Origin of the sequence: Nocardia ninae NBRC 108245, from assembly GCF_007990755.1 — a bacterium.
Lineage (GTDB): Bacteria > Actinomycetota > Actinomycetes > Mycobacteriales > Mycobacteriaceae > Nocardia > Nocardia ninae.
Window position 1 is genome coordinate 116,952 of sequence record NZ_BJXA01000016.1, and the last position, 23,580, is coordinate 140,531.

Annotated in this window: 24 protein-coding genes and 2 pseudogenes; 17 read left to right on the forward strand and 9 right to left on the reverse strand. The window is 59.9% G+C overall.

Going from position 1 to position 23,580, the window contains the following annotated elements:
• Nucleotides 1-29 precede the first annotated feature (29 nt).
• Nucleotides 30-356 (reverse strand): hypothetical protein, encoded by a 327-nt coding sequence (locus NN4_RS15010; protein ID WP_147130899.1) that lies wholly within the window; start codon nucleotides 354-356, stop codon nucleotides 30-32.
• A 343-nt stretch (nucleotides 357-699) separates the two neighbouring features.
• On the opposite strand from NN4_RS15010, the gene NN4_RS15015 reads away from it, so the two are divergent.
• Nucleotides 700-1,887, forward strand: a complete 1,188-nt coding sequence (locus tag NN4_RS15015) for a hypothetical protein (protein WP_147130901.1) — start codon at nucleotides 700-702, stop codon at nucleotides 1,885-1,887.
• Nucleotides 1,888-1,914: 27 nt separating this feature from the next.
• On the opposite strand, the gene NN4_RS15020 is transcribed toward NN4_RS15015, so the two are convergent.
• Genes NN4_RS15020 through NN4_RS15030 form a run of 3 tightly spaced genes read right to left on the reverse strand, consistent with a single transcriptional unit; the run spans nucleotide 1,915 to nucleotide 3,875 of the window.
• On the reverse strand, nucleotides 1,915-2,469 hold the full coding sequence (locus NN4_RS15020; RefSeq protein ID WP_147130903.1) for an NUDIX hydrolase: 555 nt from the start codon (nucleotides 2,467-2,469) through the stop codon (nucleotides 1,915-1,917).
• 6 nt (nucleotides 2,470-2,475) lie between these two features.
• Nucleotides 2,476-3,408: a carbohydrate kinase family protein gene (locus tag NN4_RS15025; RefSeq protein ID WP_147130905.1), complete on the reverse strand. Its 933-nt coding sequence runs from the start codon at nucleotides 3,406-3,408 to the stop codon at nucleotides 2,476-2,478.
• Nucleotides 3,409-3,410: 2 nt separating this feature from the next.
• A complete protein-coding gene (locus NN4_RS15030; protein ID WP_147130907.1) occupies nucleotides 3,411-3,875 on the reverse strand; it encodes an NUDIX hydrolase in 465 nt (154 codons plus the stop codon).
• Between the two features lie 487 nt (nucleotides 3,876-4,362).
• Here NN4_RS15030 and NN4_RS15035 point away from each other — a divergent pair, with 487 nt between their 5' ends.
• Nucleotides 4,363-4,557: a hypothetical protein gene (locus tag NN4_RS15035; protein WP_147130910.1), complete on the forward strand. Its 195-nt coding sequence runs from the start codon at nucleotides 4,363-4,365 to the stop codon at nucleotides 4,555-4,557.
• Nucleotides 4,558-4,573: 16 nt separating this feature from the next.
• On the opposite strand, the gene NN4_RS15040 is transcribed toward NN4_RS15035, so the two are convergent.
• Nucleotides 4,574-7,564, reverse strand: coding sequence for an NB-ARC domain-containing protein (locus NN4_RS15040; protein ID WP_186818438.1), 2,991 nt, complete (start codon nucleotides 7,562-7,564; stop codon nucleotides 4,574-4,576).
• A 16-nt stretch (nucleotides 7,565-7,580) separates the two neighbouring features.
• Nucleotides 7,581-8,483 carry a hypothetical protein gene (locus NN4_RS15045; RefSeq protein WP_147130915.1) on the reverse strand — a complete coding sequence of 301 codons (903 nt, stop codon included), beginning with the start codon at nucleotides 8,481-8,483 and terminating at the stop codon, nucleotides 7,581-7,583.
• A 303-nt stretch (nucleotides 8,484-8,786) separates the two neighbouring features.
• On the opposite strand from NN4_RS15045, the gene NN4_RS15050 reads away from it, so the two are divergent.
• From NN4_RS15050 to NN4_RS15105, 12 genes are all read left to right on the forward strand, one after another.
• The gene (locus NN4_RS15050; RefSeq protein ID WP_147130917.1) at nucleotides 8,787-9,041 is read left to right on the forward strand and encodes a hypothetical protein; all 255 of its coding nucleotides are present in this window, start codon (nucleotides 8,787-8,789) and stop codon (nucleotides 9,039-9,041) included.
• A gap of 103 nt (nucleotides 9,042-9,144) precedes the next feature.
• Entirely contained in the window at nucleotides 9,145-9,975 is an 831-nt protein-coding gene (locus NN4_RS15055; RefSeq protein ID WP_147130919.1) for a hypothetical protein, read from the forward strand.
• Between the two features lie 2 nt (nucleotides 9,976-9,977).
• Entirely contained in the window at nucleotides 9,978-11,084 is a 1,107-nt protein-coding gene (locus NN4_RS15060; protein ID WP_186818439.1) for a hypothetical protein, read from the forward strand.
• A gap of 9 nt (nucleotides 11,085-11,093) precedes the next feature.
• A complete protein-coding gene (locus tag NN4_RS15065; RefSeq protein WP_147130923.1) occupies nucleotides 11,094-11,354 on the forward strand; it encodes a hypothetical protein in 261 nt (86 codons plus the stop codon).
• 271 nt (nucleotides 11,355-11,625) lie between these two features.
• Complete coding sequence (locus NN4_RS15070) at nucleotides 11,626-12,213, forward strand: MT-A70 family methyltransferase (RefSeq protein WP_147130925.1); 588 nt, start codon at nucleotides 11,626-11,628, stop codon at nucleotides 12,211-12,213.
• The gene (locus tag NN4_RS15075; RefSeq protein WP_147130928.1) at nucleotides 12,210-12,407 is read left to right on the forward strand and encodes a hypothetical protein; all 198 of its coding nucleotides are present in this window, start codon (nucleotides 12,210-12,212) and stop codon (nucleotides 12,405-12,407) included. The genes NN4_RS15070 and NN4_RS15075 overlap by 4 nt, the downstream gene beginning before the upstream one ends.
• Nucleotides 12,408-12,566: 159 nt before the next feature.
• A complete protein-coding gene (locus NN4_RS15080; protein ID WP_147130931.1) occupies nucleotides 12,567-12,782 on the forward strand; it encodes a hypothetical protein in 216 nt (71 codons plus the stop codon).
• Nucleotides 12,779-14,962: a type IV secretory system conjugative DNA transfer family protein gene (locus NN4_RS15085; RefSeq protein ID WP_147130933.1), complete on the forward strand. Its 2,184-nt coding sequence runs from the start codon at nucleotides 12,779-12,781 to the stop codon at nucleotides 14,960-14,962. Before NN4_RS15080 ends, NN4_RS15085 begins: the two co-directional genes overlap by 4 nt.
• A gap of 166 nt (nucleotides 14,963-15,128) precedes the next feature.
• Nucleotides 15,129-16,085: a replication-relaxation family protein gene (locus NN4_RS15090; RefSeq protein WP_147130935.1), complete on the forward strand. Its 957-nt coding sequence runs from the start codon at nucleotides 15,129-15,131 to the stop codon at nucleotides 16,083-16,085.
• Complete coding sequence (locus NN4_RS15095) at nucleotides 16,072-16,551, forward strand: hypothetical protein (protein WP_147130938.1); 480 nt, start codon at nucleotides 16,072-16,074, stop codon at nucleotides 16,549-16,551. The genes NN4_RS15090 and NN4_RS15095 overlap by 14 nt, the downstream gene beginning before the upstream one ends.
• Nucleotides 16,552-16,623: 72 nt before the next feature.
• Entirely contained in the window at nucleotides 16,624-17,142 is a 519-nt protein-coding gene (locus NN4_RS15100) for a recombinase family protein (RefSeq protein WP_147130940.1), read from the forward strand.
• A complete protein-coding gene (locus NN4_RS15105; protein WP_147130942.1) occupies nucleotides 17,139-19,133 on the forward strand; it encodes a recombinase family protein in 1,995 nt (664 codons plus the stop codon). Before NN4_RS15100 ends, NN4_RS15105 begins: the two co-directional genes overlap by 4 nt.
• Before the next feature lie 116 nt (nucleotides 19,134-19,249).
• Here NN4_RS15105 and NN4_RS15110 read toward each other — a convergent pair whose 3' ends face one another.
• Nucleotides 19,250-19,642 (reverse strand): type II toxin-antitoxin system VapC family toxin, encoded by a 393-nt coding sequence (locus NN4_RS15110; protein WP_147130944.1) that lies wholly within the window; start codon nucleotides 19,640-19,642, stop codon nucleotides 19,250-19,252.
• A complete protein-coding gene (locus tag NN4_RS15115; RefSeq protein ID WP_147130947.1) occupies nucleotides 19,642-19,941 on the reverse strand; it encodes a type II toxin-antitoxin system Phd/YefM family antitoxin in 300 nt (99 codons plus the stop codon). The genes NN4_RS15110 and NN4_RS15115 overlap by 1 nt, the downstream gene beginning before the upstream one ends.
• A 94-nt stretch (nucleotides 19,942-20,035) precedes the next feature.
• On the opposite strand from NN4_RS15115, the pseudogene NN4_RS15120 reads away from it, so the two are divergent.
• From NN4_RS15120 to NN4_RS15130, 3 genes and pseudogenes are all read left to right on the forward strand, one after another.
• Nucleotides 20,036-20,529 (forward strand): annotated as a pseudogene (locus tag NN4_RS15120) (ATP-binding protein); the annotation flags it as partial.
• Nucleotides 20,530-21,135: 606 nt separating this feature from the next.
• Entirely contained in the window at nucleotides 21,136-22,656 is a 1,521-nt protein-coding gene (gene ltrA / locus NN4_RS15125; protein WP_246180886.1) for a group II intron reverse transcriptase/maturase, read from the forward strand.
• 115 nt (nucleotides 22,657-22,771) lie between these two features.
• Nucleotides 22,772-23,038: pseudogene (locus tag NN4_RS15130) on the forward strand (ATP-binding protein); the annotation flags it as partial.
• 131 nt (nucleotides 23,039-23,169) lie between these two features.
• On the opposite strand, the gene NN4_RS15135 reads toward NN4_RS15130, so the two are convergent.
• On the reverse strand, nucleotides 23,170-23,388 hold the full coding sequence (locus tag NN4_RS15135) for a hypothetical protein (protein ID WP_147130950.1): 219 nt from the start codon (nucleotides 23,386-23,388) through the stop codon (nucleotides 23,170-23,172).
• Between the last annotated feature and the right edge of the window lie 192 nt (nucleotides 23,389-23,580).

The window sequence follows — 23,580 nt, forward strand, 5'->3', positions numbered from 1 at the left end:
CCGACCAGTTACGGTCGGGCCAGCGGTTTTCACCAGCGGTGGGTACGGTCGTCGCGATGCTCGTCGTAGGTGTGAGCATCATCGATGGCCGCGGAGCCGATGGTGCTGTGCGGCGAACGATCGAAGTTGTCGCCGCGGTGGCCGTGCTTGTTGCCCGGCCGTTTGTCCATGCCCTCCGGTCCGTAGAGCGTGGTGCCGTCCGGCCGCTTCTTCTGGAAGGTGTTGGGCTGGCGATTCGTGGAACGCCGGGCCTCCTTCATCCGAGCATCGAGCGCTCGGGCTGCGTCCGGGAACTGCCGGCGGCATTTGCCGCAGAGGTAGTTGCCGGAGTCACAGCGGGGGTTCTTGCAAGCCATTGCTTTCCCTTTCGGGTTTTGGCAGAGCGCAAAGAGCGATGCCGTGGATTGCTGGCGAGATGCATAGCTTTCTCATTGCTTCGACATTGGGCCGAAACGGAAAGGATATTACGGCGAAAATTTATTGCCGCTCACGCCAGCGGTGGATTATGAGACAAGGTTGCATAAATTGCAAGCATGAGCAGAATTGGAAGCCTTATATGCAGCAGCTCAATTTTCAAGCGGAAATGATGTAACGGCTCGGCAGGCGGACCGTACATACGTTGTAGGCGGTATCGCGCCGGACCTGCTTCAACGCCGCGCTCCAGCCCGGGCTACGGGCCGGGGGAGAAGGGATAGTGCCATGTCGCACGCCGACGAGCTGGCCAACGCACTGCTCTACCTCAGTACCCGGCAGCTTCGCGACTTTGGCCCGCCTCAGGCGGGCTTGGACAAGACCGGGCTCCGCAAGACTGACCATTCCTTGGACTTCAATTTCGCGGTGATGAGCGAGCTGCTACACCTCTCGCTGCTCACCCGGGGAGCAGTGCAGGTACCAGTCGGGGAGAAGGTTAATTGGGAGCTCGAATTCTCGTGCGCTTCGGTTCCGTGCGCCATCAGACTCGCGCAGTCGGGCATCAAGCTTGCGATATGGCTACCGGAGGATTCTGGCGAGGCCGACACCGTGGCGACTGACATCGCGGCGAAGCTCGGTAGTGCTGTCAAAAATATTCAGACTCAAGTGGTCGAACCGCGGATCGAACGGAAGCGGCAGATGAACGATGTACGCGTCGTGAACCAGCACGGCCGCTACGCCGGGTTCGTGTCCTACTTCCGGGAGAAGCTTGACCAAGCACTGGACGATCGCGAAGGGCCGAAAGATGCTGCTCCGGCAGGCAAATCCGCAGCCGGTGGCGATGACCTCGAAGCTGCATTGCTCGACCTCTTCCAGCCGATTCATGGAGACAACGAGGTTGCCTACCTGACGACCGCGCTGCTGGCTGGATACTTCTCTCTCGTCCACCATCGCCTCATCCTGTTGACCGCCTTCTCGCCGGCTGCGCTGGAGCCCGGATTCTCGGTCAACGCTCTCTTCCGCGATGAGTGGGCCAACCAGTTTGCGTCCGCAACGGCGGGACGGCAATCGAGTGAGGATGCTGTCGCGAAGAGCGACCTACGCTACTTGGCCCGCGAGTACCGAAACACGCTCCTCCATGGAGGTGGCGGACGATTGGCTGACGGCATGATGGTCGAGTGGGCAGACGGTCGCCATTCGATGGTGACGGAACGCGGTAAATTCAATGGCCAGCTCATAGCATGGCTGCCTGCTCTCACACGGGCGGATGCGCGGGACGCCTTGTCAAGGATAGATCGCATCGAAGAGTGGTTCCGCTCGCTTCCCTACTACCCCTGGCTCGAAGAGGGATTGCCGGTCAACTTCAGCAAGAAGTCTGTCGAGCTGGCGCTGGAGCATCTGCGAAAGGGAACCGTCGCCGAGTACATTGAGCACGAGAGCATGATGTTTGATCGCGCGGTCAATGGCGAGTTCTGACCGCGATCCTAAATTCGCTAAATGTGCTTACCCTTCTAAAGTCCGGGCTGCCTTGATCTTATCGGCAGTCACTTTGTGTATTGGGCCGTAAAGCTTCGCATAATCCGACCATGCGTAGAGACCTTCTTCGCCGTTGTGCCACAGGGCATCAGGTAGTTGCTCGTAGCGTTCGCCGAGCTCATAGACTTCGTCGGGTGTCATCCGAATGATGTGTGTGACATCGTCACCGGGCTGGTATGCCTGGTCGCCGATAGTAGCTCCAAAGACGACAGTTTCGTTGTAGTACTCATTGCCGTCCTCATCCGTTGCCGAGGTTTCAAAGAGGACGAGCGGAGTCAAGCTGCCTGCTTCCAGCTTCACGCCAAGTTCTTCCTCCAGCTCGCGTAGAGCCGCTTGCACAAACGACTCGCCGCCATCGACGCCACCGCCAAGCAGGCGAGAAATGGTCGGCGGGTAGAAGCGCGGCTTTGCGCCAATGAGGATGTGCCCTTCGCTGTCCTGTGCCGCGATAAGGACGCACTTCCTGCGAAACAGGTTTCCAAATGGCCTCTTTACATCGAGCTTCAATACACGCTCTTCCATAGCAGCTCATGCTCCAATTCGATGCTGATCTGACGAGGTCGAAGCAATTGCCACCTGGAGATCTGCCAGGTTGGGCAGCGGCTCGGCCTGCCGCCGTGCGCACCGTAGCGCCCCGCTCGCTGATCCCAGCGTCATGCTGCGCTCCATCGGCCAACCAGCTCGCAGGCCGTAGAGCAATCCGGCCGAGAAGGCCGCACCCGCGCAGTGGGTATGAAGCACGTTGACCGGAAAGGCTGGCATGGCAACCTCTTCGGAGGAACTGACCGCCACGGCACCGAAGGACCCGGCCGTCACGATCACCCACCGCGCATCTGTCGCTGCCAGTAGGGATTTGGCTATGCCGGGTGCTTCGAGGTGATCGGCATCGTCCACGTTGGTCTGGATCAGGAGGTGCGGGTAGCCGGCGACGGCCACAGTGACGGCTTCCGAGAGATCGGAGCCACCCAGGTTGAGCAGCATGGGCACTTCGGCAGTTCGGCCGGCGTCGATCACGCGAAGCGCTGCCTGCTCGATGATCTCGTAGCAGTCGACGTAAAGGACCGAAGCCTCAACGACCGGCGCCAGATCCGCCTCCTCCAGGCTGGCAACCACGCCGGGCAGATGCGCGAACCAGGTGCGGGTGTGATCGTCATCAGCGGCCACGACGATCCGCGGTGTGACGACATCGGGACTCACGGAATCGAGCGTCACGTGACGCCCGCTCAGCCAGCGGCGGACAAACTGGCCACGCTCGTCATCACCGATGTTGTTGGCAATGAGGCGCGTTGGCGCTCCCATCGAGGCAAGCGCCGCCGCAGTCATCGGTCCGTCAGCCGCGACGGACTGCTCAATGCTTCTGATCGGTGCCCCATGGTTCACGCGCGGAAACTGAGGCACCGTCCAGAGTTCCGCATAGGCCAAGTAGCTGACGCACACCACCGGGCCGGGCGGATTGTTCATGATTACCAGCCGTAAATCGAAAAGGGCTTGCTCTCGGTGATGTGCTGCATGGCCTCGCGGCAGTAGCCGATCATGTGTTCTGGCAAGGCATCTGGAGCGAACCACTCCAGGCCGCCACACTTGTCCGGCTCCATATTGGTTGGTTCATCCTGCCAGGTGCGCACGGTGAAGAAGAACGCCATCCGGCCGCCCGATGACGCGTTGTGCATGATGTGGCTAAAGGCCACGTCGGCGGGCGCGATCACAACGCCGATCTCTTCCTCTGCCTCGCGGACCAGGGCGTCGATGACGGACTCGTCAGCTTCCAGATGACCGCTCGGCAGGTGCCAGGCTCCATCCTCAAAGCCGGTGTTTTTGCGCTGACCAAAGAGCACCTCGTTGCCGCGGCGGAGCAGCAGGTGAACGTCGCCAGTGACTTTGTGGCGTTGGGGCTTGGATTGCTGTGGGGACTCGACGGTCACGCTCATGGAGCGAATGTTCCTTTCACCTCAATTATATCGTTTACCAGGGCTTTTCCGAAGAACGGATGAAACGAACCGAGCCTACTGCGCGTGTGTGGGGTGGGCTATACGCCGAACGCATAGCGGCGCGGGTGAACGCGGTATACCCCCTTCCGCCCACCTGGCCAAAGCTGGACTTGGGCACCGGTACCGGATAACGCCGTACCGCACGACTATGCACCGCGCATCGGTATCGAATGCCGCTCACGAACGACCGCCACGAAAGGTGTGCTCCGACATGGATTCTCTCGCCATATACCGGCTCCTCGCACTGTGCGGTGAGGAAGCCCACCAGGCACCGACTGCGCCCCTCACCGTTGCCCAGGCCCACGATGCTATGCAGATCCATGTGGACTGCCGAGCAAAACATTGCCCGAGAAAGGCTGCCGCACTCCAAGTTCTGATCGCCGCCGGCCGGGTGAGGCCCTCCCTGAGCAAACCGCGGTGATGCAGGATGGAACCGCCTCGGCGTATCCGGCACATCCACATCGAGTCGGGTGCGCTTTGTCTGGACTACAAGGCGAGTGCTGAACAGGCACAGAACGTGGCTGATGAACTGGCGCAGGGGGTTCCGGAGTTCACGGTTACCATCGACGATGACGTACGGGCGGATCTTCAGGTGCTGCCGTGCGGCGGGTTGTGGGAGTGATGGACTCAGAGGTCGATTAGATCCACAACAACATCGGAGATTTCTCGCGACTCGCGGCCACTGCATTAGCCAACTCGAATCTATCTGTACGGCCGATCTGCATTAGCGCCGAGCGCGCGGTCGAACGAGCTTCATGGATGGTCTCCTCGGGAACGTTGGCAATTAGTGACGCCGCGTAAATTGTATTCAGAGCGTCTGCATGCCAATAGTTAGAACTGAATTGTTTGAAGAGAGATACTAGCTGAATCAACTCTTCGATGCAGACCAGTAAATCACGGCTATCCGCGACGGCAAGCTTCATCTTTATCACCGAAAGTCTACATATTGCTGCGCCAACCTGAACTTGCATATCTACGAGATCCTGATGGATATTCATTATCGCGTTACAAATCTGCTCCTGCGGTATACCCCCATATGCGCCAGCCTTGATCCTCATGAACTTAGTCTCCAGGGTTTGTAAACCCATGCCCAGTTCCTCAAATGTGGACACCGTGTCAGAAAAGTCATCGATCACAGTTTGCAAATCTGCTCTGTCTGCTGGATCTGTTGCTGTCGGGTGATAATCCAGCTCCAAAGTCGCAAGCATTCCTACTCGCTCGAACCTATGGAGTAGCACTCGATCGAAAAAGACGTCTTCATTCAGATCGGGATCATCAACTAGCTTCATGCCACTTACGATGAAATCACGACATAGCTGATAGTTGCCTGAATAGATACCGAGTTCGATGAGCCTCTCATGGCAGGCCAGTCGGAGGCTAATAGCCTCCGGCCATTCATTCTCTAGGTCATGACACATGGCCAAGCATTTCCTAAACCAGTCTTCGGCGTACTGCCAATGAGCCTGTTCGAGATTGTAGACGCCAGCGTAGAATGCTGCGTGCAATCTCATTCCGGGGCCTGTGGCATGCGCGAGACGAGAGATCGCGACCACTTGCTCAATATTGGGTGCTCTGCTTCCCAGAGCAGTGATTAACTCACCGATTGGTCGAAATTCACTGATCATGACGGCCCGGAGTGCCATTAATTCCGGCTGGTGCCCAGTGGCGATCATTAATTCGTCGGCGAGAATGCTCTTTTCTGGACTTTGAGGCATGATATTGACATCCTCGAAGTAGCCGAGGTCGATTAGTTCGCGCATCAGGACTAGCGTGGTTGACGTAACTACTTCTGGGTCCCGCTCGTGAATAATGTCAGCCAGACTCTTTATCAGCTCTACCTTCAGCCCAATCGACAATTGACCGATTTCCCTGAGCTGACGAATGTGGACGGCAGTCAAATATCGGTGGACGTGGCGCAGATTAACAGCCTCGCCATCACTCGCAGATGCTGCTCTATCCAACCAATTGATCACCCTTCTGATCACGGCAATCGGCGCTACAAAGCGACGCCACTGTGTTGGAGCTGGCCAGCCCCCCAGCCATCGCGGCACACTGGAATCGTCCAGCGACACGTCCAGGCGGAACAGGAGTGTCTGAATATGAGTGGCAATAGTGGCCTGCAAATCCGCCTTGCGTATTGACCGAAGCATCTGGACTGTTAGGTCATGCATGACGACAAACTCGCCCGGCTGAATCAGGCTCCGGTCTTGAAGAATCCGTACTGCTTTATCAAACTTCACTTGGTCATATGGAATTATTTTTGTCGGATCACCGGCGCGCGAGGGCGGATACAGTAACGAGCCGACAATGTCGAATTCATGGAAACGACCACCAAACACTAGTAGTATATCGATTACCGACAGCAGTGAATAACTGTCCTGGTGTTGGCTAAGTTGATCGACGGTTACGGAATAAATGCGATGAAGAGTTGTATCGTCTTCATTTCCATATCCGCCCAGTATCTCGGGTGCGCGCAGCAGCTCAGCCTTGAACTCGGAAATGTTGTTGTTGAATGGGCGTCTCGACAAGCATGCGCATCCATGGACGATAGCAAGCGGTCGATTGTCCAGCATTTCCGCGACTTCCGCGACTTGTTGACTGTCAAGCGTGGGTGCATGTGCTGCTACGAGTTCCTGAGCCTCCTCGTCTTCCATATTGCCAACAAAGACGGAGGCGGCAGTCGGATCAGCTATAAGCTTGCGCCGGCTTGTGACAATGACCCGATGTCGAGGTTCTACGGGGAGGACCCGTCGAAGTGTGTTTGAGTCTTGGATGTTGTCAAGGATTGTAACCTGGGGAGCGTCGTCGCTGGCCAATAATGTTCGAAGTGCAGCCCAAGGGCGGATGCTCGTTGGCAGGTCAACCGATCGCGCATGCTCTTCGATGAATCTCTCGACGGTATCGATAAGCGCTTCTTCTGACTGTCCGTCAATTATCAACGTATTGACATCTGGCGCACCTCGCACCAACTGCTTCCCGATGGCTACTGCGAGAGACGATTTGCCTGTGCCTGCGTCTCCATGAAGAAATACGATTTTGTCGCCACGCCGGACAGCGTTGAGTATTTCTTTCTGCGGGCTGGGCCGTGACACGTAGCCAGGATCAGGTAGTTCTTCGGCAGGGGTGAGATGAAATTCCTCCATCTCACGCAGGCGCAGAGCAATTTCTGTGCGGATTGACGCTGTAACTCGCTCAAATTGGCGTTCACTCTTGGTGTACGCCGCGATATTTTGAAGATGGCGAATCCGTTTGTTGTAGTCACCGCCTATGCCTTCTAGCTGACGTTCGACAGTTGGCCCTAGCGCGGTGAATCCGAAAATGATCGAGGCTGCGTCGTGCCATGAGACATCAGTATCGGGAATCTTTCGACGCTTCGGCAGCATCCCGATTGCTTTAATCATCCTAGCCTTGATGGCGTGAGTTTTTCGACTATCCGTGGTCCAGTCAGCGGGATGAAGCGTCTCAACAATTCGGAAAAGAGTGTTGAGAAACAATGGCTCCGTTTTGTTGCCCGACTCAAAGGTCTTATCGATCGTCCGCCGGGCAAGCTTCCGCAATTCCTCTTCAAGGCGTGCTTGATCGTCTGTGGGATTCGGGTGCGCAGCTTCGCCGTCTGTGTGCTCTGACACACGTAGAGTATGCCATCTACTCGGTGTCTTCGTGGGCCCAATCGATCGCGCGGCAGAAGAGCTGTTCAATATCTGCCGGTAGCTGTCCCTCATGTAGAAGGTTGCTTATGGCTTCCGTTGCGGGAGGAATCTCGTGGTATGAGTACCTGAATTCTTCCTCTACTTCAACGCGGAATAGCCGTTCGAGATGTTCAGCTGACATTCGCATATGAGGATCATTTGTCTCGATCTCATATGTCAATAACTTCTTAAGGTAGTCGCCCGCAAGTCCTTGTTGGGTGACTGAATCGCTTGATGCCATTGCCTCGAAGAGCGCCTGTGCCTTCGCAGTATCTTCATGAATAAGCCGTTCAATACTTTTCTGCATTGCCGTATCAAGCTCGCCCACAATTGCAAAGTGCTCGGAGTTCTGACGCTCGTCGACCGCCCAATACTGATCCAACAGTATTTCGTCTAGCGCAGCGATATCTGCGATGTCGAGCGCGCCGAGGTCTATCACGAGTTTGTCGTCGTTGCCGCGTTCCGGCTCAGGTGGGACTGGAGGCAAAGCCAAATGGGCGACGGTCAGCCCGTCGTCTCCTGGTGTCTGCCGATCATGTTCGAGGAGCATTGGCAATAATAGCGTTGCAGCGGTTCGGCGGGTCGCAGGGTTAACAGACATTGCACTGAGTAATTCTCTTGCTTGATAAGCATCCTCGTTGACGGCTCGCAGCAAACTAAACTCGATGATTTCATTCAGGCGAGCTACGCGTTGCGCTCTCATGTAATTATTTCCCACAGCGCCCATCTGTGCCACGACTGCTTCAGTAAGGCCGACGATTTCTTTTAGCTGGAATTGACCAAAATCAAGCGAGTGGGGCAGTTGTTCACGATGCTCTAGATCTATTCCCGACTGATTTGGTAGGCGCTGCTCTGACATATATAGGTAAGTGTTTTGTATATAGATAAACATACTTTACGCAGATTTGCAATACCTACGTTTGGCGAAGTGCTATCGCGGATCATTTATATATTGGGTCAAATGCTGTCGGGTCAGGGACCATTCCGGCTTCACCGTCATACTTGACCGCCATCTGCGGGGACTAGTCAGCGGTCAAGTATGGCGGTCAACGTATAGGAATCATTCGGCACTTTTGAGAGATTTGGTTCATCGCTTCCCGTCCGGGGCGCGATGCATAACTTTGGAATTCAATTCCACCCAAACCACTCACAAGGAGCCCTCATGGCCCTCAAGATCACCCGCAAGCTTCCTCCGGCCACCGACCGTGTCCTCGACGTCCCCGAAGGGGACTACCCGGACGTCGCCAGCGAGATCATCTACTTCGTCCGCAGGCGGATGGAGCAGTTCCGGGACGAACTCAATGAGTTCGTGGAACTGCGCGAGGAAGCCGCGCCCACGACCGTTCTTCAGGCTCGCGTGCTGAACGGCCTCCTCGATCACGAGTTTCGGCAGTGGCTCAAGTACTGCGAACGGTGATCTCACCAACAGGCGCGGTGCCAGGTAGCAGCTCGGCACCACGCCCTACCACTCGAAATCTCTCCCACATCCAGAACTTCCACATTCAGACAAGGAGCACCCAGTGGGATCCACAACCCTACTCGCGACAGGCCGGTCCAGGCTGTCGCTCGTCACACGTCATGCACAGCTCGGGCTAGTTGCTGCGCTGCTGGCCGCGACCGCGGCTGGTTGTTCATCCGGTAGCGCACCGCGCAACCTGACCGAGGCCAAGCAGATCGCGGCCAGCTGCCCGGAAGGACGACAAATTGCCGGGCGAGCAGCAATCGACGTGAGCGGCAGCCGCCGCGCCGTCGCAGACGAAGACGGTCGCCTCGATCCGGTCCGCGATCTCGTTCGCATGGTCGCGATCTGCGGCGGAGACCTTCGAGTCGATGCGTTCTCCGGATCGTCCGCCTCGACCGCGGCGGTTTACGACGGCGAGCCGCGCCTGCACGGTGCAACGGACAATGCACGGTTTCGGCGCGAACCCGCCGTGACAGACTCGGTGATGGCCGAGGTCAAGAAGAACCTGCCGGTCGTGAGCGCGAAGCTGCCGGCGGGCGGCACGGATATTAGTGCGCAACTTGGCCTGAGCGGCGAATACAAACGACAGCTCGATCCGAACGGTTCGCGCTACGACTTGCACCTGGTCATCACCACGGACGGCGTTCAGACCGAAGGAGTATCGCTCACCGATCCGGCGCTCACGCCGGACCGGGCTGCGCAGTTGGCGAAACAGGTTTCGGCGCCCGACCTTTCGGGAGCCGATGTGCGGCTGACGGATATCGGGAAGGTGGCGGGCTCACCGCCGTCGACCCAGTACATCGACGCGCTGAAGGCGTTCTATACCGCGCTTTGTGCCCAGACCAAGGCAGCAGGCTGTGTGGTCGTGACTGATGGGGCGGGGCGTTAGCGATGCGACACATCTCATTCGTCGAGCGCATGAAGCGCTTCGTCGGGGTGGACAGTTCGGCCTTGCTGGAAGCGAAAGCGAAGCAGGCCCGAATCACTCCGGTGCAGGAGGCCACCGCGGTCCCGCGACCGACCACCGTGTCGGAGTTCTACGTGGAGAAGGAGTTTGACGATCTTGGGATCGAGCAGCTCCGCGGCCACACCGCCACCGGAGAAGCAGCAGCCGCCAAGCCAGCGGCCACCGCCGCAGGACTGGATCCCGCCCGTCAGACGGGTCACAGCCTGATCGGTGCGAACTGGCCAATCGTGACCGCAGCTCGGGATCGATCCTCCAGGTTGGAGGCGGTGCTAGGGCCATTTGCGAAGCGCCGAAGGGGATCTCGCTGGGGGTACTTCGTATGCCTCCTGTTGCTGCTCCTCGGTGACATTGCGGGCCTGGGCGGTGCAGCCATCTCGTACGGCGAAGTACCCGCCTTGGCCTTGATGCAGGCGACGTCAGCCAGTGTGGCAACCGTTCTGGCCGGGATGGTGGGCACTGAGTTCAAGTATCTGAAGCAGGCTCAAGAACGTCGGAACGACAACGGCACACTGCCTGCGGAACTTGAGCCGTATCGGGCGCTGCTGCTCGGGCCGCTGGCCGGGCGGAAGTACGTGATGGCGGCGTCTATCGTCGCCGCCCTCATCGCGCTGTTCGTCGCGGTCGGCATCTTCGCCCTGCGCGCTGCCATCGAAGGCCAGACGTCGGGATACGTCTTCGGCGCCTTGGCTATCGGTATCGCACTTGGCAGTTGGATCAACAGCTTCCGCTACGCCGATGCCGTCGCCGACAAGATCGAAGCGGCACGGCAGGACTACCGGCGGGAACTACGTGCCCACGCCCGGCTGGCCCGGTCACTCCCGCTGGCGCTGGCCGAGCGCTTCTTGGAACAAGCTCGCCTTATCCGCCTGCACCACAAGTTCGAAGGCGAAGCCGCGCACGCCCAGGTGATGGCCGCGAAATACCTCGCGCTGCAACAGAGTCCAACGGTTGTCGGTCACGGTCCGGCCCCAAGCGAGATCGGCCGCAAGCCCCGATTCACCCTCATCAACCCTTCCCATCAAGATTCCTAGGACACAGTCATGAACGACCCGTACGACCACAACGAACCGACCAGCAAGCCAAGCGACTTCATCGTCAATGTTCCGCCGGGTGACCATCCGATCACCGCCGAGCACATGGCCAACAAGGCCATCGCGCTCATCTCCGGAGCGTTGTCCGAGATTGTGGATGTCGTCGACGTCCATCAGGACATGGCCCCGAGTTCGGCCTGCTACGTGCTGCAACTCGCCGGCACGCTCGCGGATTCCACCATCGAGTGGATGCATCGGTGGCCGGAGTAGTTGACGCGCAAATTCGCTCTGCCCGTTGCTCATTGCACAACGCGCAAACAGCTACCACATTTAAATCAGAACTACCGACGAGCACTACGTATAGGGCGCAGACGCACACGGTCGCTCCGCGCGACGCGTCGCCCGATCGGATGATTGAGCCCCGCAGCGTCGCCGTAATTAACTAGGGACATTCCCGCGCATCGCAATAGCGAAAAGCGCAGCAGCAGATAACCACTGCTGGATTCGTGCGCCCAAAATCAGAAAGAAGGAGATCAACAAAATGAGTACCAAATATCCTCTCCCACCCGCACCTCCGCGCTACAGATGCGTGCTCGCCGACCCACCGTGGGATACGCACCAAAAGGGCCAACGAGGCGCGATTCAGCATTACAACCTGATGACTCTTCGCGAGATCAAGTCCATGCCGGTTGCCGATCTGGTTGAGGACGATAGTCATTGCTGGATCTGGGTCACCAACGCCACGCTGCGCGACGGCTACGACGTACTCGAATCCTGGGGCTTCGAGCCACGGTCGCCGCTCACCTGGGTAAAGACCCGGCTGGGCCTCGGCCAGTACCTGCGCAACATGACCGAGCACCTGATCCTCGGCACGCGTGGCAACGCGCCGGTCAACTTCCGGGGGCAACCGACCTGGACCTTCGCGCCAGTGCAAGATCACTCGCACAAGCCCGAAGAGCAGTACGCAATCATCGAAAGGGTCAGCAGCGGACCATATTTGGAGCTGTTCGCCCGCCGCTCACACCCAGGGTGGCAGGCCTGGGGAAACGAGATCGATTCCTCAATCAGGATCCCGGGTTATCCGGTGCCGTCCGACAGCAAGCATCTGCGCGGCGGAGGTTCGCGATGAGCGGCTCGGAGCATAAGGATCCTGTTCAGTGGTTCTTCAAAGCCTGCCTGATGATTCTGTTCGGCATCGTCGCCTTGTCGATCGCTGTCGATCTGCTGATCCAAATATGGCCGTGGGTCGTGGGTGTCGGCATTGTTGTCGGCACGGTCGTTGTCGGCGCCCAGCTGTGGCGAGAGCGGAGGCAACCGTGGTGATGAACAGTTCATTAACTGCAAATCGGAAAGTGTTGTGCAATACACAATCCGTGTTGAAACAGCGCCGAGTTTCCGTCATACATAAGTATTCACTTCCTCCGGCTCCGGAGTGTGTGACGGGTGGCAAACGCCATGCGCCACGCCAGAAAGGAGGTAGTGATGAGTAATTCCAAACGTCGATACCGCAAGAACTCCGAACGTCGGATCTACGTCCGCGGCGAACGCCACGACCCACCCGACACCTACCTGCTGGCCCGAGCGTTGCTCGATCTCGCCGGGGAGTTGGGGGCGGCGAAGCAAGACAACCAGGCCACTGCCGACGACACCGATACCACCGCAGAGCGGCAGGCTCGTCAATCGGAGGAGCGAACATGACTGGCCCACTGGTGTTTTCGCAGCTCTATCTTCCTCGGCCACTCAGCCTGAACGACATCGTGCAGCCATTCGCACGGTTGGCCGCTGATCCGTCCACACCGCTGCTCGTTCTGGAAAGCCGCGCCGATCAGGAGGGCACCCGGCAACTGCTCGGTGTGGCACCTGAACACGTCGTCTGGGTGCACCGCACCTTGAGTGACCTATTGCCTGGGCTCGGGCTCCTTCCTCTCACTGCAGACCACCGACGAATCGACGTTGCTACCGCCGCCACGATCACGTTTCAGCCGGCACCGCTGGGCCTGCTCGACGCAACAGCGGAGAGCACCACGGCAGCACTGCTGTCAGCCCTCAACGCACGGCTGCTGGCGGGTGAGCACCTTGTCGTGCAGCTCCTCCTCGGCCCATCGTCTCCGGGCCGAACCGTTCGCGGCCATATTCCGGATCCTGGTATTTCGTTGTGGCGGGCACTGTCACAAGGCCAACATCCGGCCCCGTCTGCGGTGGCGCGGCAGATCGAACAGCGTCTGGCGCTCAACGGCTTTCGGGCAGAAATCCGCATTGGCATGAACGCCTCGTCGCGACAACGCACGAAGCGACTCGGTAGCGGCCTGATCGGGGCGCTGTCCAACGCGAAGCCGCCCGGTTCCCGGGTGGTCGCCCGCCGTAGCCGCTCCGCACACATCAACAAGGCGAAGCCGACTGGACGATGGTCGCTCCGGCTGACACCTTCTGAACTGCCATGTGTGCTTGGTTGGCCACTCGGTGATGGCGAATTGCCCGGCGTCGCACCAATCCATCCGAAACTGATACTGCCAAAACGTGTTCCGAGGGAGGCCCAGCGCCTGATTGGGCACACGGCACTTCCCGGCACCGGCGTGCCTATCGGGATCAGCGCTGCCGACGCCTTGATGCACCAAGTAATTCTCGGTCCCACCGGATCCGGAAAGAGCACGACCGTCCTGGTCCAGTGCGAGGCCGATGCCCGCGCGGGGTATCCGTTGCTGGTCATCGACCCCAAGAAGCAATTGATCGATGACATCGTGGCGCGCTGCATTCCGGCTGACCGCATCGGCGACGTGGTGATCATCGATCCAGCTGACCCGTTCGCGCCAGGGTTCAATCCGCTCGATGTGGGCGACCGTGATCCTGACGTCGTGGTCGACGGGCTGCTGGCCGTGTTCAAAGCGGTGTTTTCCGAGGGATGGGGGCCGCGCACTGAAGACATCTTCCTTGCTGGATTGCTCACTCTGGCGAGAGCAGGGCACCGCCGCGGTGCGCCCTTTACTCTTCTCGATCTGCCACCGCTGCTGGCTGATGACCGATTCCGACGATCGGTCATCGGTCAGGTTTCGGATGACCCAGTGCTGGAGGGCTTTTGGGCGACATACAACGAACTCACGCCAAACGCTCAAGCCGCCATGATCGCCGCGCCCATGAACAAATTGCGCCGCTATCTGCTCCGACCATCGGTCGCGCGGATGCTTGGCCAACCGCGGCCACGGTTCCGTCTGCGAGATATCTTCCGCGACAACAAAATTGTGCTGCTGGCGCTCAACGACGGTTTGATCGGCCCAATCACCGCAGCGCTCATCGGCTCCCTGGTTGTCAACGAGGCATGGATGGCAACGCTGGAACGCGCCGGTGAGAACCAGCCGATGCTGCGTCCCGGGTTCGTTGTTGTCGATGAGTGTCAGAAGTTCGTCAACCTGCCAACCTCGTTCGGCGATGCGCTCAGCCAGAGCCGCTCGTACGGCGTCGGCTGGGTCCTCAGCCATCAGAGCCGGAAACAGATGCCGGCCGATCTCCTCGAATCGATCGATTCGAACGCCCGGAACAAAGTGATCTATCGACTGGAGAGCGCCAAGGACGCCGCCGACATCGCCAAGCTCGCACCGGAACTCGACGCCGTCGACTTCCAGAAGCTACCCATGCATCACGCCTACACCCGCGTGGTTACCGGCGGTGAGTCCAGCGGCTGGGCTGCCGTAAGAACGCTGCCACCGCCGCCGAAGACAGGACTCGCCGCCCAGATCCGCAGCCTCAGCCGCGAGCGTTACGGCAACAGCGGCCCTTCTGGTGACCGATCCGCCGCGCCGTCAGGCACCCAGGACCCGGCGACTGACGCACCAGTTGGCCGCAGGCGACGTACTTCAAGACGCGGACAAGAGGGAGCTCGGTGATGAAGAAGACCCGTCCTGCCGACCTTCCAGCCGCATGGCTCTCAGTTTCTCGTTCAACGGGGTCATTCGGCCTTCATCTCCCCTATAGGGATGTGACTGACCGCTGGTTCAGCGGTCTCGGAAGGCGTACCAGCCCGGCTCACGCTCTGCCTGCCAGGGGGCCGACATGATGGCTCATGACAGGAACGCCAGCACACGTCGCCGCACTGGCGCGCGCCAGCTCGCAGCGCTCCACGAGCGGCTATCCGCTCGTGACATCGCAATCCTTCGAGACATCGAACGCTTCCGCTTGCTCACGACTCGCCAGATTCAACGGCTGCACTTCGCAACCGGCCACGCTTCCATCGGAGCAGCAACCAGAGCATGCACACGGGTCCTCAGTCGGCTGAGTGCGGACAATCTTATTGCAGCACTGAACGATCAGAAGCGCCGCAGAGGCGGCGCCCGCCGAGGCTCGGACCAGTTGGTGTGGCAACTGGCTGCTCGTGGAGATCTGTTGCTGCGCCACACCCGCGCTGGCGGCTACCGCAAGCGCTACACCGCACCCTCCTCGGAGTTCGTCCACCACACCCTGATGGTCAGTGAACTCGGCGTCGTCCTCCACGAAGCCGCCGCGCGTGGCGAGATCGAGTTGATCAAGCTCGCAGTCGAGGGTGCGGCGCACCAGTACTACGTCGGCCGCCACGGAGCGAAGTCGGCGTTGAAGCCGGATCTTCACGCTATTACCGCAGGACCAGAATTTGAGCACCATTGGTTTATCGAAGCGGACCGAGGGACGGAACGAGGGCCACATCTCCTCCGCAAGCTAACCGCCTACAGTCAGTATTTCAATACTGGTCGCTACCAGGCGGAGCATGGCCTATTCCCTTCGGTGCTATGGGTAGTTCCGGATGTCGGCCGTGGTCGGCAATTGGCTCGACTCATCGAAGCCACACCATCAATCCAAGCCGAAATCTTTCAGGTATGCACCCGCGACGGATTTATTGAGCATGTTGTGAGGAAAACGCTCTCAGAAGAACGGGAGCCGCCGAACGCTCTTCTGAACCCGGACCGCCTATCGGCGCCGACGACTGAGCTTGCATCCATAAATGAGAGCGACGGGGCAGCCGATGGATGCAATTAGAGATATTATCAATTTCGGCATCGCGCGAGCGATAAGCGAGCGGCGACCGATCGATGTCATTACAGCGCGACTGATCGCCGTCGAACTCGACCGCGTACGCACGCAGGGATCTGCGGTGTCAGATTTCGTTCACGATGGCCGAATCGTGGACGCTATGGAGGACGAGCTTCTTCGCCTCGATTTTCGCACTTGCCAGAACGCAGACGACCTCCAACGGTGGGCCTGCTGGTTGTCCGCGTACGTCGCCTCGCTGCGGCGGCCCAGCGCTGATGGGGATGCCTTCTGCGCGTTCTTGTCGCTCCAACCTGCGCCTGCACCCCACGGCCTCCATCGCCGCTTCGCGGGTGTGTACCTCGGGAGTTTCGCGAGCGAGGCCGAGCTATACGCCAACGTGTCGAATGACCCCGAGCTGCAACGACACGACGTTGCTCCGTTGTTTGGCCGTTATCACCTTTTCGTTCGTTGATGTTCAGGAGATGTAAATTCCGCTTCAATATGCCTATCCACAAAAGCGGGAAAGAGAGCTATCGTTCGGACAGTGGCCCGAAAAGCCAACCAAAATAGAGAAATGGAGAGGGAGGGAGATGCAAAAATGGATAAACGAGATGAACCCAGGGCTCGTCACACTATTCCGCGACCAGCCGTACTACTGATTTCATTTGCGGCGATGCCGAGCAACGTTGATGACGCAACGGCCCGCCAGCATGAAAGGGCGCAACATCAAGCCGATGAACTACAGCTTCGCATTGTTCATGAGGTGGTAGAAATGGGGGTGTCGGCGACGAAATTCAAGAATCGGCTCGCTTTCAAGGCGCTCCTCAACTACTTGGATGATCACCCTGAAGTCCGCCACGTCATGGTTCCCAGCATCGGACGGGTCTCAAGGAGTTGGCGGAACCTGCAAGCCATCATGGCCGAGTTCGAAGCTCGGAATGTATGCGTCGTCACCTTCGATGGCCAGGTCGTACCGAGTAGTGACGCTGCGGGGCATCGGAAGATCGCGCTCTTTCTCGGGCATTCAGCGAGTGAAGAGGCAGCCGCAGGGAGCGCACGATGAACGACGATCGGAACCAGCTCTCGGCTCCGTACCGCAGTGCCTTCCTGGACACCGGCGATAACTTGCTGACGCCGACTAGCACCATGGAGATCGTTACCGACGAGGAGGACGAGGAAGTCGGATTTATCAGCCACGATGACGCGCCGCCGGGTACCAGAGCGCTGCTGTACCTGCGCGTGTCCACTCCAGGTCAGGTCAACACCGACTACGACCCGGAAGGCATCTCGCTCCCAGCACAGCGCGCCTCCTGTCTTCGCAAAGCCGAGCAGCTCGGCCTCAACGTCGTTGCCGAGTACGTTGAGCCGGGCAAGTCCGCCACCGAGATGACCAAGCGCGTTGCTTTCCAGCAGATGCTCGAACGCATACGCCGCGAGCGCGATGTTGACTATGTCGTCGTGTACGAGCTGGCGCGATTTGCCCGCAACCGGCTGGACGATGCCATCGTCATGGCCGACCTCAAGAAACGCGGCGTGACGCTGATCAGCGCAACCGAGTCCATTGACGACACCCCGGTCGGGCAGCTCATGCACGGCATCCTGGCCGCGTTCAACGAGTACCGCTCGCGCAAAGACGGCGCAGACGTTTCGTTCAAGATGGGGGAGAAGGCACGGAAGGGCGGCACTCTCGGGCAAGCGCCGATCGGGTATCTGAACGTGCTCGTGCAGACCGAGGATGGTCGCAAGATCAGGACTGTGGAGACGGATACCGAACGTGGTCCGCTCGTCGAACAGGCTTGGAAGCTCTACGCCACTGGCGACTACAGCCTGATCGAGATCGAACAGATCATGCGGGACCGCGGGTTGCGTACTCGTCGTACGCCGAAGCGAACTCCGAAGCCAGTCACGGCCAAGGAGTGGGCACGGTTCTTTCGCAACAACTACTACGTCGGCATCGTGACGTACAAGGGCGAGGAAGTTCCTGGACGTCATCAGGCGCTGGTCGATGAGGAGACATTCAACCGGGTGCAGCAAGTGCTCGACGAGCATGGCGTAGCCGGCGAACGACGGCGAGTCCACCACCACTATCTCAAGGGCAGCTTGTTCTGTGGGAAGGATCGGTTGGAGGGGGTCGTGCGGCGCATGATCATCCAACGGGCACCAGGTCGGCATGGCGGGGAGTACTGGTACTTCTTCTGTATCGGCAACCAGAAGAACGCCGGGTGTCACTCGCCATATCTGAACGTCGACCGAGTCGAGGAAGCGGTGGTGGAGTACTACAAGAAGATCGCCTTCTCGCCAGAGTTCATCGCTGCCATGCAGGCCGCGCTTGAAGCCATGCTGAACGAGACAGAAGTGACGCAGCGGCTCTACCGGAAGCAACTTCAGGACAGGCTCAAGGATCTGGAGACCAGGGAAACCAACCTGATCGAACTGGCTGCCGATGGCGAGCTGCCGCAGGCCAAGATTCGCTCCAAGCTGACCGAGATCGCCCGGGAACGAGAAGTGGTTCAGGCGGAGCTGGGCAAGGTGCAGTTGGATCTGTCCGCATGCGCCGAGTTCTTGACTAACTGCCTGGAGCTGCTGCGCGATCCATACCGCCTGTACAAGGGTGCCAGCGACAAGGTCAGGCGGCGGCTGAACCAGGCGATTTTCAAGCGGCTCTACGTCTTCGAAGACAAGGTGACCGGACACGAGTTCCAGCCCGTGATCGCCGAGCTCCATGCGGTACAAGCAGGATTCTTGGCGTTGGAACGGGGCCACGATGAGGCGACGGCCGCCGACATGGCGGAGAGGGTACTACGGCAACATCTGCCAGAAATGCAGTTCGCCACCCGGTCGGGTGGCGAATGTGTGAAGCGTGTCACAGCCCTGGCTTGCGCCGTTCATTCGGGCCATGTTTCTAGTAACGGTCATATGGTGCGCCATCAGGGACTTGGACGCACTTTCGGTACCTCTGGACACTGTGAAAGTGTCCATGTGAGGGAGGTTAGCTCTCAGCGCTCGGCCTCGTCAAATACGCGGGCCCGCCTCGAAACCTGCCCAATAAGCTAGCCGGGCCAGATTTCGCCATCACGGCCAGGCGATCACCCGGGAACGAACGGGATCGCCGAAGAGTGGAACGGCAATCGCCCTGATGGGGTTGGTGTGGAAGAACTTCTCCGACACCGTCAGTGAGGTGCTTCCCAGGTCAGTCCAGCGGCTTCCGCCGCCTCGCCGAGGCGTTTGTCGTATGCGACCACCGCGGTGAGGTCCGCGGCCATCTCAAGGGCTGTGGCGAGATGGATCGCATCCAGGCTGCGCACTGATGCTGGTGATACAGCGGCTGCGTTCGCCCGGACGATGCCATCGATTTCGAGCATGTCTATCCGGGCGAGCACTCCGGGTATGTGGACGAGATCAGCTGGTTCGGCGGCCCGCACGGCACGGACCAGTTCGACCTCGACGAGAGAGGATGCGACCCAGGGCAAGTCGGGTCGTTCATCGAGCCACCGGACGAGCGCTGCCGTCTCGGCTTCCGGATGGACCAACTTGACCAGGGCGCTGGTATCGAGATAGAGCATCAGTACCGCTCGTCATCGCGCAGATCCTGCAGGGCGGCGCCCACTCGGTTCGCGTTATCGGCGGGTGCCCGATCGAGCCGGCGACGAATATCAGCGAGTAGGTCTGCGCGTCCCCTCGAGGCCGGACGCATTCTGCCTTCGGCCGTCAATCGGGCCCGCGCATCACGCGTCGGATCGACCGGGACGATTCGGCCGACGATCGTGCCCCGCTCGGTGATGTCTACGGTCTCTCCCGCCTTGACCAGAGCCAAGGTCCGCGCGGTGTGGTGTGAGAGTTCGCGGATTGGGATGGCGGTCATATACCGATTGTGGCACAAAAATGTGTAACAGAGATGGAAAGGAGGCACGGATCGCGCGCGGGACAGGACTGGTCGAAAGCCGGCTGATGCCTCCATCGACCAGGCATGCCGGATGTTGCGGTTGCCCACGATCCGTCAGCAGTTCGGCGAGATCGCCGACACCGCCGAACGCGAGCAGATGTCGTATCGGGCGTTCATCGCCGAGCTGCTGCTGGCCGAGTGCGACGACCGCGCGCGGCGCCGGTCCGAGCGGCGCATCCGCGCGGCCGGATTCCCCCGTGATAAATCATTGCGCGCGTTCGACTTCGACGCCAACCCCAGCATCGACTCCGCGCTCATCCACACCCTCGCTACCTGTCAATGGGTCGAGAAAGGTCTGCCGCTGTGTCTGATCGGGGACTCCGGCACCGGCAAGAGCCACCTGCTGATCTCACTGGGCACCGAAGCCGCGATGAAGGGCTACCGCGTGAAATACACCTTGGCCACGAAACTGGTCAACGAGCTGGTCGAGGCCGCCGACGACAAAGTCCTGACCAAAACCACGCCCGCTACGGACGCGTCGACCTGCTCTGCATCGATGAACTCGGCTGTGCGCCACGAGGCGCTGATGAATCTCGCGAGAGGAGGTACTCGACGCCGGCCATCGCAGTGGCCGGTTGAAGCTGGAGGCAGGTCGAACCCCGGGTCAGGGGTGAGACCGGGAGCAGCCTCGACAACGTAGGGGCGGACCGACACCACCAGGCGGTTCGTGCCCGCAAGCGAAGACGGAATGGGTGCAAGGAAACTGAGCCAGTGGTTGACGTCCCGTGAGTCGTCAGCGGCCTGCCGAATCTGGTGGATGGGCCGCGCTGTGGTGCTGGAAAGCCTTGAGCCTATGGGCTTTCCTCTCTTGTCGTCTTTATCCGATGGGCGGCGAGAGGCCCGGAACCAAGACTGCGATGTGCGGTCCGGGCGATGCCACCGGGATATAGCTGGGCGCCGAAGCCGTCAAAGAGATCATCAGTGAACGTGGGAAGCGTTCTGGGAACGCCCTTCTCGACCCGGCAACCGGCCGGGCGACGGGCAGGCGTGACGCCCGCTGATGGGCCCAGAACGTGGCGGAGTCGCCGTAGTACTCCGAGGCCGGGAAAGCCGGTCACATGGGGAAGGGCGACAGTGTGATGGCAGCGGGGCTGCTGTCGGGAAGGATCGTTGTTGAATAACGACGCGCCGACCGTTTGGCCGGAGAGTTTCATGGCCGAGCGGCGGGTACTCGATCATCAGCGCAAGCTGCACCGATGGGCACGGGCCGATCCGGATCGCCGGTTCGGGGACGTGTTCAACTTGATTAGCGATCGGGCCACGCTGTTGGTGGCCTGGGAGCGGGTGTCCGGCAACCGGGGTGCCCGGACAGCAGGCGTGGACGCGGTCACCCGCTACCACGTCGAGGACCGGATGGGAGTGATCCCGTTCCTGGAGGAACTGCGTTCCTCGTCGCGGGACGGGACCTTTCGCGCGTTGCCGGTCAAGCAGGCGGTGATTCCGAAGAAGAACGGCAAAGTCCGTTATCTCGGGATCCCGACTCTGCGTGATCGGGTGGCGCAGATGGCTCTCAAGCTGATCCTGGAACCGATCTTCGAGGTCGATTTCTATCCGTCCAGTTACGGATATCGGCCTGGTCGTCGGGCTCAGGACGCCATCGCCGAAATCCACCACTTCACCCGCAAGCCGTCGACCTATGAATGGGTCATCGAGGGAGACATCAAGGCTTGCTTCGACAACGTCGACCATCACGTCCTGATGGACTTGGTGGGCGAACGCATCACCGATCGCAAGGTGCTGCGCCTGATCTCGGGATTTCTGCGGGCCGGGGTTGTCGAGCTGCAAGGTGGGTTCGCGGAGACCCTGACGGGCACTCCGCAGGGCGGGGTCGCCTCGCCGTTGTTGGCCAATGTCTATCTGTCCGTGCTGGATCGGCACTTTGCGCGGATCTGGGACGAACAGATGAGCCCGCCTTGGCGGCGGCAGTATCGCCGCCGGACGGGCCGACCGAACTACCGGCTGATTCGCTATGCCGATGATTTCGTCGTGCTGGTGCACGGCACGAAACCCGAAGCAGAAGAACTGAAGTCGGAGATCGCGGTCCTGTTGGCCGACCGGTTGAAGATGACCCTCTCGGTCGAGAAGACCCACATCACCCACATCAACGACGGATTCGTGTTCCTCGGCTTCCACATCCAGGCGAAGAACCGAGGCGGCGGCCGTCGTGTTGTGCTCACCATCCCGTCCAAGAACGCGTTGGCGTCGGTGATGCACAAGATCAAGACACTGACGAAGCGGGGCACCACCTCGCTGTCGTTGGGGCAGGTATTGCGGACGGTCAACCCGGTCCTGCGGGGCTGGGCGGCCTACTTCCGTTACGGCGCGTCGAAGAAGACATTCGCCTACCTCGGCTGGTATGCGTGGTGGCGGATGTTGACCTGGATACGCTACAAACACCGGCATCTGACCTGGAAACAGTTGCGGCGCCGCTACTTCGGGGCCGACCGCATCCGAGACGACGGGCTGGTTCTCTACAACCCGGCAAAGATGAAGGTCGAACGCTACCGCTTCCGCGGTCAGCAGATCTCCACGCCCTACAACATCGACGAGGTCAACCCGAACGGAGCACGTTTCCGCCGGACCGACCACGACGACATGGGTTTCGTCGGCCAGGTCAGCGAACACCTCGCCTGACCCATCGGATCGCATGGAGAGCCGGATGCTCGGCCAACGGGCACGTCCGGTTCGGCGGGCGGCGGCGGGAAAACCGACACCGGAAACGGTGCACGGCGTCCCGCCGCCGACCCAACATATGGCGCTGGACCGCCGCGGCGCCGAGCTGCTGTTCCAGGTCCTGACCGAGCGGGAAGAGAAGAACAGCGTCGCTATCGCCTCCAACGAGTCGTTCGGCGGGTGGACCAAGACCTTCACCGATCCTCGGCTGTGTTCGGCCATCGTCGATCGATTGACCTTCGGCGGACAGATCATCGAGACCGGCACTCAAAGCTACCGACTGGCGCGAACCGCGCAAGCCGCAACACAGAACGCGACCTCAAAGACGCTGCACACCAACTGATGTCCGCACTCCGGTCCTGACCGCTCAGCAGCCCACCGACACAGTCCAGGTGACGTCGAAATTCGTCTGGAATCACCTGGTCAAGCAAGCAATCCCCGGGCCCGCCAGCGACATCCCGACCAGAGCAGTAGTCAGTCCAGTCGCTGATTCGTGTCGGCGGTATAGGTCACCGGCCAGCACCAGACACCGGGTGAATGCTCATGCCCGGCACCGCGTTCGATGGTGACCGGCCGCTGCCCGGTGCGAGCAAGGGCCGATTCGACATTCAAACGGATCACCGCATCAAGTGCGGCTGGCGCCATCGCCTTCGGAAGGAAGACGTTCAGCTGCCCAGTGCGCGGTTCGGTCATTGACCCATCCTGGCCCAGAGCCCGCAGTCGCGGTCGCAATTCACTACAAGCGATCCAGACTGACGTCATTTTTCGTCTGCACAGAACGCCACTCGACGCGGCAAGTGATGCTCACATTCGCCTGGAACCGGTCCCGAAATTCACCTGTCTAGCCAGCTGGTGGAACATGCATGTGGGGCCGTCGTCGTTCAA

Bases quoted from the DNA above. Each gene is read 5' to 3' on its own strand.
- NN4_RS15050 (WP_147130917.1), top strand. From the start codon at position 8,787: ATGGCCCTCAAGATCACCCGCAAGCTTCCTCCGGCCACCGACCGTGTC.
- NN4_RS15010 (WP_147130899.1), bottom strand. From the start codon at position 356: ATGGCTTGCAAGAACCCCCGCTGTGACTCCGGCAACTACCTCTGCGGC.
- NN4_RS15030 (WP_147130907.1), bottom strand. From the start codon at position 3,875: ATGAGCGTGACCGTCGAGTCCCCACAGCAATCCAAGCCCCAACGCCAC.
- NN4_RS15085 (WP_147130933.1), top strand. From the start codon at position 12,779: ATGACTGGCCCACTGGTGTTTTCGCAGCTCTATCTTCCTCGGCCACTC.
- NN4_RS15090 (WP_147130935.1), top strand. From the start codon at position 15,129: ATGATGGCTCATGACAGGAACGCCAGCACACGTCGCCGCACTGGCGCG.
- NN4_RS15045 (WP_147130915.1), bottom strand. From the start codon at position 8,483: ATGTCAGAGCAGCGCCTACCAAATCAGTCGGGAATAGATCTAGAGCAT.
- NN4_RS15080 (WP_147130931.1), top strand. From the start codon at position 12,567: ATGAGTAATTCCAAACGTCGATACCGCAAGAACTCCGAACGTCGGATC.
- NN4_RS15135 (WP_147130950.1), bottom strand. From the start codon at position 23,388: ATGACCGAACCGCGCACTGGGCAGCTGAACGTCTTCCTTCCGAAGGCG.
- NN4_RS15015 (WP_147130901.1), top strand. From the start codon at position 700: ATGTCGCACGCCGACGAGCTGGCCAACGCACTGCTCTACCTCAGTACC.
- NN4_RS15110 (WP_147130944.1), bottom strand. From the start codon at position 19,642: ATGCTCTATCTCGATACCAGCGCCCTGGTCAAGTTGGTCCATCCGGAA.
- NN4_RS15105 (WP_147130942.1), top strand. From the start codon at position 17,139: ATGAACGACGATCGGAACCAGCTCTCGGCTCCGTACCGCAGTGCCTTC.
- NN4_RS15095 (WP_147130938.1), top strand. From the start codon at position 16,072: ATGGATGCAATTAGAGATATTATCAATTTCGGCATCGCGCGAGCGATA.
- NN4_RS15035 (WP_147130910.1), top strand. From the start codon at position 4,363: ATGGAACCGCCTCGGCGTATCCGGCACATCCACATCGAGTCGGGTGCG.
- NN4_RS15060 (WP_186818439.1), top strand. From the start codon at position 9,978: ATGCGACACATCTCATTCGTCGAGCGCATGAAGCGCTTCGTCGGGGTG.
- NN4_RS15025 (WP_147130905.1), bottom strand. From the start codon at position 3,408: ATGAACAATCCGCCCGGCCCGGTGGTGTGCGTCAGCTACTTGGCCTAT.
- NN4_RS15070 (WP_147130925.1), top strand. From the start codon at position 11,626: ATGAGTACCAAATATCCTCTCCCACCCGCACCTCCGCGCTACAGATGC.
- NN4_RS15065 (WP_147130923.1), top strand. From the start codon at position 11,094: ATGAACGACCCGTACGACCACAACGAACCGACCAGCAAGCCAAGCGAC.
- NN4_RS15115 (WP_147130947.1), bottom strand. From the start codon at position 19,941: ATGACCGCCATCCCAATCCGCGAACTCTCACACCACACCGCGCGGACC.
- NN4_RS15020 (WP_147130903.1), bottom strand. From the start codon at position 2,469: ATGGAAGAGCGTGTATTGAAGCTCGATGTAAAGAGGCCATTTGGAAAC.
- NN4_RS15075 (WP_147130928.1), top strand. From the start codon at position 12,210: ATGAGCGGCTCGGAGCATAAGGATCCTGTTCAGTGGTTCTTCAAAGCC.